Source organism: Caballeronia sp. SL2Y3 (genome assembly GCF_022879575.1).
Taxonomy (GTDB): Bacteria; Pseudomonadota; Gammaproteobacteria; order Burkholderiales; family Burkholderiaceae; genus Caballeronia.
The window spans coordinates 520,995-535,782 of record NZ_CP084263.1; the positions used below are offsets into that span (position 1 = coordinate 520,995).

At 63.8% G+C, this 14,788-nt stretch carries 13 protein-coding genes; 8 read left to right on the forward strand and 5 right to left on the reverse strand.

Annotated elements, in window-relative coordinates:
- Positions 1-705: 705 nt before the first annotated feature.
- The 4 genes from LDZ26_RS24750 to LDZ26_RS24765 all read right to left on the reverse strand — a co-directional run bounded on the left by LDZ26_RS24750 (position 706) and on the right by LDZ26_RS24765 (position 5,193).
- Complete coding sequence (locus LDZ26_RS24750) at positions 706-1,170, reverse strand: hypothetical protein (RefSeq protein ID WP_244851335.1); 465 nt, start codon at positions 1,168-1,170, stop codon at positions 706-708.
- Between the two features lie 197 nt (positions 1,171-1,367).
- Positions 1,368-2,435, reverse strand: coding sequence for a serine hydrolase (locus LDZ26_RS24755; RefSeq protein ID WP_244851337.1), 1,068 nt, complete (start codon positions 2,433-2,435; stop codon positions 1,368-1,370).
- A 30-nt stretch (positions 2,436-2,465) separates the two neighbouring features.
- Positions 2,466-3,755, reverse strand: a complete 1,290-nt coding sequence (locus LDZ26_RS24760; protein ID WP_244851339.1) for an MFS transporter — start codon at positions 3,753-3,755, stop codon at positions 2,466-2,468.
- Positions 3,748-5,193, reverse strand: coding sequence for a M20 family metallopeptidase (locus LDZ26_RS24765; RefSeq protein WP_244851340.1), 1,446 nt, complete (start codon positions 5,191-5,193; stop codon positions 3,748-3,750). Before LDZ26_RS24765 ends, LDZ26_RS24760 begins: the two co-directional genes overlap by 8 nt.
- Before the next feature lie 150 nt (positions 5,194-5,343).
- Here LDZ26_RS24765 and LDZ26_RS24770 point away from each other — a divergent pair, with 150 nt between their 5' ends.
- The 4 genes from LDZ26_RS24770 to LDZ26_RS24785 all read left to right on the forward strand — a co-directional run bounded on the left by LDZ26_RS24770 (position 5,344) and on the right by LDZ26_RS24785 (position 10,237).
- Positions 5,344-6,270 (forward strand): LysR family transcriptional regulator, encoded by a 927-nt coding sequence (locus tag LDZ26_RS24770; protein ID WP_244851342.1) that lies wholly within the window; start codon positions 5,344-5,346, stop codon positions 6,268-6,270.
- 39 nt (positions 6,271-6,309) lie between these two features.
- A complete protein-coding gene (locus LDZ26_RS24775; RefSeq protein ID WP_244851344.1) occupies positions 6,310-7,491 on the forward strand; it encodes a Gfo/Idh/MocA family protein in 1,182 nt (393 codons plus the stop codon).
- Between the two features lie 9 nt (positions 7,492-7,500).
- On the forward strand, positions 7,501-7,947 hold the full coding sequence (locus LDZ26_RS24780; RefSeq protein ID WP_244851345.1) for a DMT family transporter: 447 nt from the start codon (positions 7,501-7,503) through the stop codon (positions 7,945-7,947).
- Positions 7,948-8,062: 115 nt separating this feature from the next.
- A complete protein-coding gene (locus LDZ26_RS24785) occupies positions 8,063-10,237 on the forward strand; it encodes a TonB-dependent siderophore receptor (RefSeq protein WP_244851347.1) in 2,175 nt (724 codons plus the stop codon).
- 14 nt (positions 10,238-10,251) lie between these two features.
- On the opposite strand, the gene LDZ26_RS24790 is transcribed toward LDZ26_RS24785, so the two are convergent.
- Entirely contained in the window at positions 10,252-10,761 is a 510-nt protein-coding gene (locus LDZ26_RS24790; RefSeq protein ID WP_244851786.1) for an Lrp/AsnC family transcriptional regulator, read from the reverse strand.
- Between the two features lie 165 nt (positions 10,762-10,926).
- On the opposite strand from LDZ26_RS24790, the gene LDZ26_RS24795 reads away from it, so the two are divergent.
- The 4 genes from LDZ26_RS24795 (at position 10,927) to LDZ26_RS24810 (ending at position 14,723) form a co-directional block, all read left to right on the forward strand.
- A complete protein-coding gene (locus LDZ26_RS24795) occupies positions 10,927-11,943 on the forward strand; it encodes a 1-aminocyclopropane-1-carboxylate deaminase (RefSeq protein ID WP_244851349.1) in 1,017 nt (338 codons plus the stop codon).
- A gap of 86 nt (positions 11,944-12,029) precedes the next feature.
- A complete protein-coding gene (locus LDZ26_RS24800) occupies positions 12,030-12,350 on the forward strand; it encodes a DUF1330 domain-containing protein (RefSeq protein WP_244851350.1) in 321 nt (106 codons plus the stop codon).
- Between the two features lie 123 nt (positions 12,351-12,473).
- A complete protein-coding gene (argG, locus tag LDZ26_RS24805; RefSeq protein WP_244851351.1) occupies positions 12,474-13,808 on the forward strand; it encodes an argininosuccinate synthase in 1,335 nt (444 codons plus the stop codon).
- Between the two features lie 90 nt (positions 13,809-13,898).
- A complete protein-coding gene (locus LDZ26_RS24810; RefSeq protein WP_244851352.1) occupies positions 13,899-14,723 on the forward strand; it encodes an NAD(P)-dependent oxidoreductase in 825 nt (274 codons plus the stop codon).
- Positions 14,724-14,788: the final 65 nt, after the last annotated feature.

Genomic DNA, 14,788 nt, shown 5'->3' on the forward strand with positions numbered 1-14,788 from the left:
GACGTGACATTGAACGCCCAACTTTTGCAGTCGACAGCCGAGCGGCGCGCTAACGCCTTCCCGCGTCGGCCGGCCCCACCGTTCGCATATCGCGCAACGCTTCGAAATTCAACGAGGTTTCAACTGGACTGCCACACGCGGGACGTTGGCGCAGGGGGGCGTGATCGAACTCTTGGAGGCCGGCCCACCTCCTCGAGACTACGTCCGCGAGGCGTAGAGACGGCCAAATGCCGTTGGCCTGAACCACCGTCGCCAGCAATGCCCAATAGCACTATCAGGAACTAGGCGATAACGAACGCCGCATGTCGCCGAACGCTATGTGAGCGATTAGCATAAGCCGTCTCCCAGGTGCATAGCCCCAAATCGCGCCTATGCTGTGCTCGGCAAACCAGCGCACGACACCTGAGAATCAGCGGCCTATCGGAGGCTTCGGTTCTCGACGGCGAACGGTGCATAACCAGTCCGTGGAACACAGGCCAAATGAGGTGTACAGAACAAACTATATCAAAATCAGAGGTTTACGAAACGTCCCTAGCGTTGTTTCACGGCAAAACGGTTCTCGGTGGCCGCGAAGAGCACACTCATCGGCCATATCGGACCGAAATCGCCCTCCTCCGCCAGTATCCGCCATTTCGTAACAAACAATACATTATCGGCCCACGCATCCGCCGCTAGCCGACCAAAGGCGCCCCAACACCGCCACCCTCAAGCCCGCTTCTTCCTCGACCCCTGATACGGCTCACCAGCCTTGAACCGATCGAGCCTGTCGCTCGCCGCAGTCAGCGCCCCGAGCGTCGCGCGTTTCAGTTGATGATCATAAAGCGAGACAATCGCCGCCAGTCGATCGACCCCGTCCGCAGCAACACTCCAGCAACCGGATTCGCGGCCGCCGTCGAACGTGCGCGCAATCGTTTGATCGGCATCGACAAGGGCTTCGTCCGGGAAGTTGCCATGTCCTGCGTCCGCGAGAAACTTCGCCAGCAGCATGACTTCGGCGATGTGTTGAGCCGGCGCGATATCCGGCGAGCCCGCGCGCAGCGTCTCGAGCGCGAGATGTGCGTGAAGGGCGAGTCCGTCTGCGACGCCGCGCGCGATGGGCAGCAGTTGAGCTTTGGAGAGCCGCGTGTGCGTCGCGTGAGCCGAGCGGCGGAAAGGAATAGTGGAGGACATGCGTCGGTCGTTAGGTTGGCTTGCTCTTGTTAACGAACAACCGACGCCGTTCTTAAGGGCTCAAACGCATTGACATAACGCAACTAACGGTCCTACACCACCGCCTCGAACAAAACGGCAGCCAACCAAGCGACACAACGCGGCGGGGGCACCCGTCATTAGAGAGAGTGAATGACGAAAGCCCGCCCGCCGCCCACTCAAACCTGCACCGCGCCGCTCGACTCCCTCAACGCCTCGAACATCAACCCAAAGAACTCCGCCGCGTGCGCCGAGTCGAGCCATCGCACGATCAACGCGATCCGCGATTCGGGCTCGATCCACATGAACGAGCTTCCCGCGCCGATGCCGAAGTAGCTCGTCTCCGGCACCCCCGGAAACATCTTTCGCCCGGTGTTGAGCCAGACCAGGTAGCCATAGAACGACGCGAGCGGGCAGGGCGTGCGCATCCGCGCGATCCACTCCGATGAGAGCACGCGCTTGCCATCACGCACGCCATCATCCAGCAGCATCTGCGCGATCTTCAATTGATCGTTGGCGCTGATCGACATCCCGCCGCCCCAATGCGTGCCGCCCGGCACCGACTGCATGCGCTTGCCGTCAATTCCGACCCACGCGTGGTCATAGCCCGCCCAGTTCCAGTTGTCGCTTAAGGCCAGTGGTCGCGCAATGGCATCACCGAACACATCGGGCAACGGCTTCCGGAACAGATGCAGCAGCGCAAGCGAAAGCTGATTGATGCGGACGTCGTTGTACTCCCAATACGTGCCGGGCGTGCGCAACGGCCGCAGTTCGCCCTTCTTGCCGGCGGGCGGCTCGCCGAACGTCACCGCGCGGTAGTGGTCGGCTTGATCCGAAAGCCCGAAGCACTCGCCCTGCCATTCGCTGGTTTGCTGAAGCAGATGCGTCCACGTGATCGGCACGTTATGCGGATCGTCGAAGCCAATGCCCGGCACACGCACGCGCACCGCTTCGTCCGGATCCGGCAGCAACCCGCGATCATGCGCGACGCCCGCGAGCAGCGCGAGATACGTCTTCGCGATGCTGAACGTCAGGTCCGCGCGGTCCGGCTCGCCCCACGTCGTGATCACGCGGCCATCGACGGCAAGCGCGCCCGACACCGGCCCGCGATCATGCACCGGCCCGAGCAGCCGGTTCCACGGCGGCGGATCGTTCACGTGCACGCCCCAGTTGCCGTGTACTTGCCGATCCCAAGTCGATTCGTGATCGACGGAAAACTGGATCGCACGCTGCAATGCTTCATTCATGTGAGAACTTCCTGGCTGAATTCGAAACGTTCAACGCACAGCCAGGCGCTTTCGCGCCCAGACAAGCGTGAAGAGACTCACGACCGCCGCGATCATCAGATACAGGCCCGGCGCGAGATTGTTATGCGTCAACGCGATGAGCGACGCCACCGCCAGCGGCGTGAAGCCGCCGAACACTGTCGTGCCGATGTTGTAGCCGAATGCCATGCCGGTCGTGCGCGTGGCGGTCGGGAAAAGCTCGGACATCAGCGCGGGAATCGGCGCGAAGTACGTCGCCTTGAGGAGCGCGACCCAGATCACGGCAGCGAGCAGCGTCGGCAGCGACGGATGCGCGTTCATGAACATGAACGCCGGATAGACGGTCAGGAAGAAGATCACGCCGGTGATCAGCATGATGCGTGTGCGCCCGTACTTGTCCGAGAGATGCCCGACCACCGGCACGAGCACCATCATGATGAACCCGGCCGTCAAGGTCGCGATGAAGCCGGAGGAGGGCGCGAGTCCCAGCTGCCGCGCGGCATACGTCGGCATGTAAAGCAGCATGTAGTTGGCGGTCGTCGTCAGCACGAGCGATCCGATCGACACGAGCAGGCGCTCCTTCTGCGTCGCGAGCAGTTCGCGCACGGGCGACGCCACTTTCTCCGCGTGCTCGAACTCGGGCGTTTCGTCGATGCGTCGCCGGATATAAAGACCGATCGGTCCGATTAGTACACCGAACAAAAACGGAATGCGCCAGCCCCAGCCTTCGAGCTGCGCGGGCGTCAGCGAGCCGGTCAGCACCGCGCCGAACAGCGACGCGAGCAACGTGCTCGCGCCCTGACTTGAAAACTGCCAACTCGACATGAAGCCGCTGCGCTCTGGCGCGTGCTCGACGAGAAACGCCGTCGAGCTGCCGAACTCGCCGCCCGCGGAGAAGCCCTGTAACAGCCGCGAGACGAAGATCAGCACCGGCGCGGCGAGCCCGATGGTCGCGTAGGTCGGCATCAGCGCGACCATCGCGGTGCCGAGCGTCATCATCGCGATGGAGAGCGTGAGCGATGCCTTGCGCCCGCGGCGGTCGCTGTACGAGCCGAGCACGAGCGCGCCGACCGGCCGCGCGAGATACGAGAGCGCGAACGTGCCGAGCGTGAGCAAGAGCGATACCGTGTGATCCTGCGTCGGAAAGAAGAGCTTCGACAAGGTCCCGGCGAAATAGCCGTACACGACGAGATCGTAGAACTCCAGCGCGTTGCCGATCGACGTCGCGACGATCAGTCGTGCGACGCCGCGCTCCTTGCCGTGCGCTTTCGGCGACGTCGAAATCGTGGCGGAATCACTCATGGCGAAGCCCTCCGTTCGTCTTGCGCGGCAGATGGTCGGCGGGATTGCCGTTGGCGGCATCGCCTTCGCGCGTGCCGAGATCCCAGAAAAGGCCCGTCATGATGCGCAGACCTTCGTTCGCGACCGACCCGAGCAAGTGCTCGTCCGGCGCATGTTGCGAACAGCCGGGATACGAATGCGGCACCCACAGCGTCGGCATGCCGAGCACATCGGCGAAGACGTCGTTCGGGAGCGTGCCGCCGAGATTCGGCAACAGCACGGGCCGCATGCCCGTGGTTTGCGTGAGCGAGCGCAGCGCCCACTTGACCCACGGATTGTCCGGATCGACGCGCGTCGCGGGCATGCCGCGCTCCACTTCGACATCGACCATCGGGAAGCCGTGCGCATCGAGGTGATCGCGCACGATCTGCTGCAAATTGCGCCAGTCCGTACCGACCACGAAGCGGATCTGCATATGCGCGAACGCGGTCGCGGGAATGGCGTTCACCGGCTTGTCGGGATTGCCCGTGCGAAAGGCCAGCACTTCGATGTTGTTCCACCCGAACACGCGCTCGGCGGGCGTGAGGCCCGGCTCGCCGTAATCCGCGTCCACTTCCGGTTCGCCCGGATTGCCGCCGACGGTGATGTCCGCTAGCGCGCGAATCACTGAATCCGGAATGGGCGGCGGACGCAAGCCTTCGATCAGAATCTTGCCGTTCTCGTCGACCATCGTGGCAATGGCGTTGGCGAGCACGATGCCCGGATTGCGCAGCAGGCCGCCCCAGTTGCCCGAGTGATGCGCGCCGTCGCGCAGCTTCACCTCGAGCCGGAAATTGATGACGCCGCGCGAGCCCAGGAACATGGTCGGGCGGTCGGCGGCGAGGCGCGGGCCGTCGGAGGCGATCAGCGCGTCGGCGGCCAGTTCATCGCGCAACTGCTCGCAAACGGCGAAAAGGCCGGGCGAGCCGACTTCCTCGCCGGTCTCGAAGAGCAGCTTCAGATTGAAGCCGAGCTTGCCGCCGCGCGCGTCGAGCACCGCCTTCAACGCGGCGAGGTTGATGCTGTGCTGCCCTTTGTTGTCGGCGGTGCCGCGGCCGTACCAGCGGTCGCCGTCGACCGTCACGCTCCACGGCGACAAGCCTTCGCGCCACTGAGCGTCGTAGCCGCGCACGACATCGCCGTGGCCGTAGGTCAGGACCGTCGGCAGGTCGTCGCCTTCGTGACGATGCGCGACCAGAAACGGACCTGCGCCGGCCGCAGGATTCTCGACCACGCGGCAGCGAAAGCCCCACATCGTGAGCGTCGGCGTCAGTTCCTCGGTGAGATAAGCCATGAGCCGCGCGGCGCTGTCGGCCTCCTGACTTTCGGTGCGATACGCGACGCGCCGCTGCAAGTCGTCGAGAAAAGCGCCGGACTGAAAGTAGCGGTCGGCAATCTGAAGGGCGGTGTCGCGGGTCACGTCGGTCTCCGTCGAAGCTGAAAAGGCAGCCGTAGCCGCCGACCAATTCATGCTGACCTCGCCGATATTTCTGGACAATTACAATATTTCTCACCAACCTTTGCCGTTTCGGCAAAGCGCGCATCTTCAATCGCGAGAAATGGGCGGCGCATGGACCAGACGGCTTTACGCTATTTCCTCGAAGTCGCTCGCAGCGGATCGCTCAGCAAGGCGTCCGAGCGGCTCTTCGTCGCGGTGTCCGCGCTCAGCCGGCAGATCGCGAAGATCGAGGAGCAAATGGGCACGCCGCTTTTCGAGCGACGCCCGCGCGGCATGGTGCTGACCGAAGCCGGCCGCCTGCTCGCCAACCACGCGCGCCGCAGTCAACTGGAAGACGAGCGCGTGATCGACGAGATTCGCGGACTGAGCGCGAGCGGCCGCGCGACCATTCGCATCGCGGCTTCGGAAGGCGTGGCGCCCGACTTTCTGCCGCAAGCCTTCGCGCATTTTCTGACGACGCATCCGCGTGCGCACTTTCACCTCGACGTCTCCGCGCCGTCCATCGCGACGCAGCGCGTGCGCGACGGCTCGCACGACATCGCCGTGTGCTTCAGCATGGCGCCCGAGCAGGACGTGCACGTGCATTACGCGCAACGCGCGCCGGTTTATGCGCTGATGCGGCGCGACCATCCGCTCGCATCGCGCGAAGCGGTGTCGCTCGCGGACCTGCATGCATGGCCGCTTGCAATGCATAGTCAGGGCGTGACGCTTCGACAACTCTTCGACATCGCGTGCAGTCTCGAAGGACTCGTGTTCGAGCCGGTCTTCGTCGGCAATTACCACATGGCGCTGCAAAGCTTCGTGCGGCTCACGGACGCCATCACGCTCACCGGCTATCTCACGGTGCGCAGCCGTCTTGGCGCGGAGGGCTTCGCCGCCGTGCCGATCTCGAACCCCGAACTGCATCAACGCACGCTGCAAATTCAGACGATGGCAGGACGCACGCTGCCGCAGCCAGTGGCGGCATTCGTCGCTCTGCTGAAGGACGCGATCGAAGACCCCGCGATCATCGACAGGAATAGCCGTTGCTCTAGCTGATGCCAACGCCAAACGGCATTGCGACTCACGGAGCACATCATGTCAGGCTTGCCATCGACCGGGCAGGACAAACCCGAGACACGCCCGCCCTTCGTCGGCGCTTCGGAGCGGCGCTCGCCTGTCGAGGCGCCGCCACTTCCGCCCGATCGCAAGGTGGGCTTCGCCATCGTCGGCCTCGGCCGTCTCAGTCTCGATTCGATCTTGCCCGCGCTGGCTTCATCGAAGCTCGCGCGCCTCGCAGCCGTGATGACCGGCGACAAGGCAAAGGGCGAACGCGTGGCGCGGCAATACGGTGCGCCGGCCGAAGCGGTGTACGGCTACGACGAATGGGCGCGCCTCGCCGCCAACGACGATGTGCAGGCGGTCTATATCGTGACGCCCAACGGCTTGCATCGCGAACAGGTGATCGCGGCGGCGGGCATCGGCAAGCATGTGCTGTGCGAGAAGCCGTTGAGCAATACATCGGCTGAAGCAGAAGAGATGATTCGCGCATGCGCGGATGCAGGCGTGATGCTGATGGTCGCGTACCGCTTGCAATACGAGCCGCATAATCGCGAGGCCGCGCGGCTTGCAAGATCAAAAACATTCGGACAACTGAAGATTATCGAGGCGCATAACGGTCAGGTGCAAGGCGAGGCGGATCAATGGCGGCACGACAAGCGCCTCGCGGGCGGCGGATCGTTGCCGGACATCGGACTCTATTGCCTGAACTTCGCGCGATTCGTGACGGGCGAAGAACCCATCGAAGTGTCGGCCTGGGCCTGGAGCACGCCGGGCGACCCGCGCTTCGCGGAAGTCGAAGAGAACATTTCGTGGCAGATGCGCTTTCCGTCGGGCGTCGTCGCGCGTTGCTCGGCCGCTTACGATGCGCACGAATCGCGCGTCGCGCGCCTGCATTTCCAGCGCGGGACGGTGGTGCTCGATCCGGCGTTCGCGTACAAAGGCCTGCGATTGTCGGTGCAGCATCGTTCGCCGGAACGCGAGGACGTCGAGGTGCGCGAAGAGCGCATGCTCGAAGACGCGAACCAGTTCGGCGCGGAAATCGACCACATGGCCGAATGCATCCTGACCGGCAGAACGCCCGCGACGCCCGGCGAAGAGGGCTTGCAGGATCAAAGGATCATGGAAGCGATCTATCGCTCGGCGGCGGAAAATCGTCCGGTGCAGCTTGCCGCCGTCGCCGAGCGGGACGCGTTCCGCGACGCCCGACTCACTGTCTGAGGCGACATCATGCACTGGCTACTGGCGGTCTTTGCGATACTGGCGGGCGTCTCGAACCCGCTGCAATCGGGCAGCAACTCGGCGCTGCTCAAGGGGGTGCACGAGCCGATCGTGTCCGCGTTGATCGTCTATCTGATCGGCGCGGCGTGTCTTGCCGTGTGCGTGCCGTTTTTTGGCTTCGGCGTGCGGCCCGCGCTCTCGCGCCTCGGCAGCGTGCCGTGGTGGGCGTACATCGGCGGCATCTGCAACGCGCTCTTTCTTATGTGCTCGCTCCTCATCACGCGAAAGCTCGGGTCGGCCACCTTCACGACGATCGTCGTCATTTCCGCTGTCGTGACGTCGATCGCGCTCGATCACTTCGGGCTGATGGGCTTCGAAGTGCGCGAGGCCAGCGCGTTGCGTCTGCTCGGCGCCGGCATGGCTGTCGCGGGCGTGATTCTCATCGCCATCTTCTAACTGCGTCCCTGAACGCAGGTCGCCCGTAGCTTTACAAACGTAAAGCCAGCGGGCACAATCCGCCGTTGAATAATAATGATTCGCATTTAAAACCACGACGGCTACGAGAGGAAGCATGAATCCAAGCAAGACCAGCCGGTTCGCCCTGCGACCGCTGAGAACGGCCGCGCTGCTATTGTTCGCGGCGAGCGCGTGCGTCAACGCGCAATCGGTCGACGGCGACGCGGCACCGGCGGAAAGCACGCTGCCCGCAGTGAAAGTGACGGCGCAAAGCGATCAGGACGCACCGTACGGTCCGACGAAAGGCTACGTCGCGAAGTCCAGTTCGACGGCGCTCAAGTCCGGCACGCCGATCATCGAGACGCCGCAGTCGGTGTCCGTCGTCACGCGCGATCAGATGGATCAGCAGAACGCGCAGACGCTGAACGCCGCCGTGCGCTACGTGTCGGGCGTGACGCCGGAAACACGCGGTGCCATCGCGACGCGCTACGATCTGCTGAAGGTGCGCGGCTTCGACGCCGACACGTACTGGAACGGGCTCAAGCTCATCGGCAACGGCTGGTATTCGACACCGCAACTCGACCCGTATCTGATGGATCGCGTCGAAGTTCTGAAAGGGCCGGTGTCCGTGCTGTACGGGCAAGCCGCGGCGGGCGGGCTGCTCAACATGGAAAGCAAGCTGCCGACTGTCGAGCCGCTGCACGAAGTGGGCGTCGAGGTCGGCAACTACGGGCACGTGCAGGGCAAGTTCGATCTGTCCGGACCGATTGCAGGCGACGACCGCTATCTCTTTCGCGTGACCGGCATCGGCCGCAAGGAGGACGGACAGGTCGCCATGACGAAGAACGAGCGCATTGCGATCGCGCCGTCGTTCACCTGGCGTCCGGACAACAAGACATCGCTCACGCTGTTCGGCCTTTATCAGCATGATCCGCGCAGTTCATCTTACGGTAGCGTGCCGCCGCAAGGCACCGTGCTTTATAACCCGAACGGCAAGCTGCCGAGCAATTTCTACGACGGCGATCCGAGCTTCGAGAGCTTCAATCGCGTGCAGGAATCCGTCGGCTACAAGTTCGACCGACGCCTGAGCAACGCGTGGACGTTCCGCGCAAACGGCCGCTACATGCATCTGGCGCAGGACTACAAGAGCGTCTACGCGAGTGCGCTGGAAGCCGATCTGCGTACGCTGGATCGTGGCACCGCTTATTCGCAGGACAATTTGAATACGGTCGCGCTGGACAATCAACTCGAAGGCAACTTCTCGACCGGGCCGATCGACCACACGTTGCTTGTCGGCTTCGACTATCAGCACTACGCGACGAACTTCGTCTCCGGCTTCGGCACGGCGCCTTCCATCGACATGTACGCGCCCGTGTACAACCAGACCATTACCGTGCCCGAGTTGTCGAAGCAGGTGTTGAGCGGCACGCAATACGGCGTGTATGCGCAGGATCAGGCGCGTTTCGGCAACGCGATTCTCACGCTCGGCGGGCGCGAGGACTGGACCAACAGCAAGACGCGCAACGAAACCTTCGGCACGTCGTCGAGCCAGTCCGACCGCGCGTTCACGGGCCGCGCGGGTTTGACGTACGTGTTCAACAACGGCATTGCGCCGTATGTGAGCTATACGGAGTCGTTCACGCCGCAAGTGGGCACGGACATCAACGGCCGCGCGTTCGACCCGGAGCGCGGGCATCAGTACGAAGTGGGCGTGAAGTACCAGCCGAAGGGCTATGACGCGCTTTTCACGGCGGCGCTTTTCGATCTGACGCGCGAAAACCTGCTGACCGTCGATGCCACGAACCCGAACTTCCAGTCGCAATCCGGCGAAGCGCGCTCGCGCGGCGTCGAACTCGAAGCAAAGGTCAGCCTCACGGATTCGTTGAACGTGACGGGAAGCTATACGTATTTGAATACCGTCTACACGAAGGACAACGGCGGCCTGCAAGGCAAGCATCTGCCGGCCGTGCCGCAGAATCAGGCGTCGTTGTGGGCGTATTACACGATCAATCGCGGGCCGCTGGCGGGCCTTTCGCTCGGCGCGGGCGGGCGATACACCGGCACGACGTACAGCACGCAAAACGACTTCAAGGTGCAGAGCTTCTTTCTGGTCGATGCCACGCTGCGCTACGACCTCGGCCGCACGGCAGCGCAGCTGAAGGGCGCGGAGTTGTATGTCAATGCGCAGAATCTCTTCGACAAAGAGTATGTGGCGTCGTGCTACTACGGAAGCTGGTGCGCGTTCGGCTACGGGCGGCAAGTGTTCGCGGGCATGAACTATCGCTGGTAGTCCACATGCGCGCGTCACACGGGAAACGCGGTCGTCGAGAGAATTTCCCGGAGGACGACGAAGGTCCGTATCTGCCGCACGCCCGGCAGATACAGCAGCTTCTCCGCGTGCAGCCGGTTGAAGCTGTCGCTGTCGCGCGTGCGAATCAGCATGAAGAAATCGAACTCGCCGGTGACGACATGACACTCCATGCAGCCCGGCACCTTTTGCGCGGCCTTTTCGAAGTCGGTGAAGGACTCCGGCGTCGAGCGGTCCAGCACCACGCCGATCAGCACGAGCATGCCCGCATCCAGCGCCTTCGGGTTCAATAGCGCGACGGTGCCGCGAATCAGCCCCGCTTCGCGCAGCCGCTCGACGCGCCGCAGGCACGCCGGCGGGCTCAGGTGGACCTTGGCGGCGAGCGCGACATTGGAGATGGATGCATCGCGCTGAAGCTGACGCAGGATCGCGCGATCGACGCGATCGATCTCGATGGCCGATGCTGGCGGCTCTCGCCGTGGCGTGGTTTTTTTCATTGCGTGGATGCGCTGTTACAGGAAATGAAACTGCGCCGAAGCGAACCAATAAGCGGTTACGTTAGGCCAAAGCGAATTTATTCGCAACGCCGACATCCGTCAGATTGACTACGATTTCTGTCAGGCGTCGCGGATCACGCGGCAGCCCGACCTCAATCGCACAGGATGCCGACCATGAACCTGCAACGTTTTCCCCGCTACAAGCTCACATTCGGGCCGACGCCCATTCAGCCGCTCAAGCGCCTGAGCGCGCATCTCGGCGGCAAAGTCGAGCTCTATGCGAAGCGCGAGGACTGCAACAGCGGTCTCGCGTTCGGCGGCAACAAGACGCGCAAGCTCGAATATCTGATTCCGGAGGCGCTCGAAGAAGGCTGCGATACGCTCGTGTCCATCGGCGGCATTCAGTCGAACCAGACGCGTCAGGTCGCCGCCGTCGCCGCGCATCTCGGCATGAAGTGCGTGCTCGTGCAGGAAAACTGGGTCAACTACTCGGACGCCGTCTACGACCGCGTCGGCAATATCCAGTTGTCGCGCATGATGGGCGCGGACGTGCGCCTGGTGCCCGACGGCTTCGATATCGGCATTCGCAAAAGCTGGCAGGACGCGATGAACAGCGTGCGCGCGGCGGGCGGCAAGCCGTTCCCGATTCCGGCTGGCTGCTCCGAGCACCCGAAGGGCGGGCTGGGTTTCGTCGGCTTCGCGGAAGAGGTGCGGCAGCAGGAAGCCGAACTGGGCTTCAAGTTCGACTACATCGTGGTGTGCTCGGTGACGGGCAGCACGCAGGCGGGCATGGTCGTCGGTTTCGCGGCGGATGGCCGGGCGCGGCGCGTGATCGGCATCGACGCATCTGCGAAGCCGCAGCAAACGCACGATCAGATCACGCGCATTGCGAAGCATACGGCGGAACTCGTCGATCTCGGTCAGGACATCACGCGCGACGACGTGATTCTCGACACGCGCTTCGGCGGCCCGGAATACGGCCTGCCGAACGAAGGCACGCTCGACGCCATTCGCCTGTGCGCGCGGCTGGAAGGCGTACTGACCGATCCCGTTTACGAAGGCAAGTCGATGGACGGCATGATTCAGATGGTGCGCAACGGCGAGTTCCCGGAAGGGTCGAAGGTGCTGTACGCGCATCTGGGCGGCGTGCCCGCTCTCAATGCCTACAGCTACCTGTTCCGCAACGGCTGACTCGGCATTACCCCGCACGTAATCGACGCGACGCGCGCGGCCGGGCAAGATCGGCGGCATCCTCACACAGAAGAAGGAGCCGCGAAATGACTGCTTACGCCGTCGGGCATCTGTATGAAGTGGAGATGTGCCCGGATATCGTCGCGTATCTGGAGCGAATCGACGCCACGCTCGCGCCGTTCGGCGGGCGTTTCATCATTCACGGCGGGCCGTGCGACGTGCGCGAGGGCGCGTGGCGCGGCGATCTCATCGTGATCGCGTTTCCCGATCTCGCGCACGCGCGAAACTGGTACGAGTCCGACGCGTATCGGCGCGTTCTGCCGCTGCGCACCCGCCACGCGCGCGGCGCGGTCTTTCTGATAGAGGGCGTCGATCCGGCGCACAAGGCGACGGACATCTTGCAATAGCGGCGGCTCGCGGCGAACGACCGTCTACACGCGCGGTTTTGGCGCAAACTTGTCATATCACCGGTCATGGTTGATACTGCCCAGTTGCACCTTTTCCCGTACGTCGACTTAACGGTTTCGCTAATGAGCACAATTCTTGAAAGCCTTCCGACTGGGCAAAAAGTCGGTATCGCGTTCTCAGGTGGCCTCGACACCAGCGCCGCGCTGCACTGGATGCGCCTGAAGGGCGCGGTGCCGTACGCCTACACGGCCAACCTCGGCCAACCCGACGAAGACGACTACGACTCCATTCCCCGCCGCGCCACGCAATATGGCGCGGAAGGCGCGCGCCTGATCGACTGCCGCGCGCAACTGGTCGCGGAAGGCATCGCCGCGCTGCAATGCGGCGCGTTCCATATCTCGACGGCGGGCGTCACCTACTTCAACACGACGCCGCTCGGCCGCGCCGTGACCGGCACCATGCTCGTCGCCGCCATGAAGGAAGACGGCGTCAACATCTGGGGCGACGGCAGCACGTACAAGGGCAACGACATCGAGCGTTTCTACCGCTACGGCCTGCTCGTGAATCCGGACCTGAAGATCTACAAGCCGTGGCTCGACCAGACGTTCATCGACGAACTCGGCGGCCGCGCGGAAATGTCGGAATTCATGCGCCAGTCGGGCTTCGAGTACAAGATGTCGGCGGAAAAGGCGTATTCGACGGATTCGAACCTGCTCGGCGCCACGCACGAAGCCAAGGACCTCGAAAGCCTCGAATCGGGCATCAAGATCGTGAATCCGATCATGGGCGTCGCGTTCTGGCGCGACGACGTGAAGATCGACAAGGAAGAAGTGACCATCCGCTTCGAGGAAGGCCGCCCGGTCGCGCTCAACGGCAAGACGTTCACCGACGCGGTGGAGTTGCTGCTGGAAGCCAACCGCATCGGCGGGCGTCACGGCCTCGGCATGAGCGATCAGATCGAGAACCGCATCATCGAGGCAAAGAGCCGCGGCATCTATGAAGCGCCGGGGCTCGCGCTGCTTTACATCGCGTATGAGCGGCTCGTGACGGGCATTCATAACGAAGACACCATCGAGCAATATCGCGAAAACGGCCGCCGCCTCGGGCGCTTGCTGTATCAGGGCCGCTGGTTCGATTCGCAGGCCATCATGCTGCGCGAAACCGCGCAACGCTGGGTCGCGCGCGCGATCACCGGCGAAGTGACGCTCGAACTGCGCCGCGGCAACGACTACTCGATTCTCAGCACCAAGTCGCCGAATCTGACGTATCAGCCGGAACGCCTGTCGATGGAAAAGGTGGCGTCCACGTTCTCGCCGCGCGACCGCATCGGCCAGTTGACGATGCGCAATCTCGACATCACCGATACGCGCGACAAGCTGCGCATCTACGCGCAAGTCGGGCTGCTCACGCCGGGCGAGGCGTCCGCGTTGCCGCAGATCAAGGGCGACGAGGCTTAAAGTCACGCGTCCGGTCGCCGGATGAGCGCTGCGAGCGCGCGCTCATCCGCGTATCCTGTGGTCTCGTCACCGATCCGCAAGGAGCCGCACTTGACTCGTTTGACCATTGCGCTGCTCGGCGCGGGCAGCATGGGATCGGCGGTCGGCCGGGCGCTGTCTGCCTCCGGCGCGCGCGTGCTCACGACGCTCGAAGGCCGCAGCGCCGCGAGCGCCGCCCGTGCAAAAGACGCAGGCATGCAGGACGCGAGCCTCGCCGAACTGGCCGCGTGCGATTTCATCCTTTCCATCGTGCCGCCGGCCGTCGCCGTGCAATCCGCCGAACGTCTCGCGCCCGCGCTCACGCAGGCGGACCGCAAAGCCGTCTTTGTCGACTGCAACGCCATCAGCCCGGAAACCGCTGCGACCATCGCCCGAACGGTCGATGCTACCGGCGCGCCGTTCGTCGATGCCGCCATCATCGGGCTGCCGTCGACGCCGAAGTTCTACCTGTCTGGACCGCACGCCGCGCGCGCCGCGGTGCTCGGCGACGCGGGTTTGAACGTGCGCGTGCTCGACGGCCCCATCGGCGCGGCCTCCGCGCTCAAGATGTCGTACGCGGGCGTCACGAAAGGGCTGGCCGCGATCGGCTCGGCCATGTCGCTCGCGGCCATGCGCAACGGCGCGGGAGACGCGCTCTTCGACGAACTGCGCGAGAGCCAGCCCGAGCTTGCCGCGTGGCTTAGCAGTAACGTGCCGCGCATGCCGCCGAAAGCCTATCGCTGGGTCGCTGAGATGGAAGAGATCGCCGCGTTCATCGGCGATGCGTACCCGGAGCATCGCATTTACGAAGGCGCGGCGGGCCTCTACGGGCGGCTCGCGAACGACAAAACCGCGACCGACGCGCTCATCGACTTCTTCGGCAAGCGCGGGCAGTGAAGGGCGACCCATGCAGGCCCGCGATTTAATCCGTATCCTTTTCCTTTTCGACGACGATGCAGCGC

What these genes read in the sequence shown, in the direction of transcription:
- LDZ26_RS24755 (WP_244851337.1), bottom strand. Translation starts at nt 2,435, where the DNA reads ATGAATGAAGCATTGCAGCGTGCGATCCAGTTTTCCGTCGATCACGAA.
- LDZ26_RS24770 (WP_244851342.1), top strand. Translation starts at nt 5,344, where the DNA reads ATGGACCAGACGGCTTTACGCTATTTCCTCGAAGTCGCTCGCAGCGGA.
- LDZ26_RS24795 (WP_244851349.1), top strand. Translation starts at nt 10,927, where the DNA reads ATGAACCTGCAACGTTTTCCCCGCTACAAGCTCACATTCGGGCCGACG.
- LDZ26_RS24775 (WP_244851344.1), top strand. Translation starts at nt 6,310, where the DNA reads ATGTCAGGCTTGCCATCGACCGGGCAGGACAAACCCGAGACACGCCCG.
- LDZ26_RS24760 (WP_244851339.1), bottom strand. Translation starts at nt 3,755, where the DNA reads ATGAGTGATTCCGCCACGATTTCGACGTCGCCGAAAGCGCACGGCAAG.
- LDZ26_RS24750 (WP_244851335.1), bottom strand. Translation starts at nt 1,170, where the DNA reads ATGTCCTCCACTATTCCTTTCCGCCGCTCGGCTCACGCGACGCACACG.
- LDZ26_RS24780 (WP_244851345.1), top strand. Translation starts at nt 7,501, where the DNA reads ATGCACTGGCTACTGGCGGTCTTTGCGATACTGGCGGGCGTCTCGAAC.
- LDZ26_RS24785 (WP_244851347.1), top strand. Translation starts at nt 8,063, where the DNA reads ATGAATCCAAGCAAGACCAGCCGGTTCGCCCTGCGACCGCTGAGAACG.
- argG (WP_244851351.1), top strand. Translation starts at nt 12,474, where the DNA reads ATGAGCACAATTCTTGAAAGCCTTCCGACTGGGCAAAAAGTCGGTATC.
- LDZ26_RS24800 (WP_244851350.1), top strand. Translation starts at nt 12,030, where the DNA reads ATGACTGCTTACGCCGTCGGGCATCTGTATGAAGTGGAGATGTGCCCG.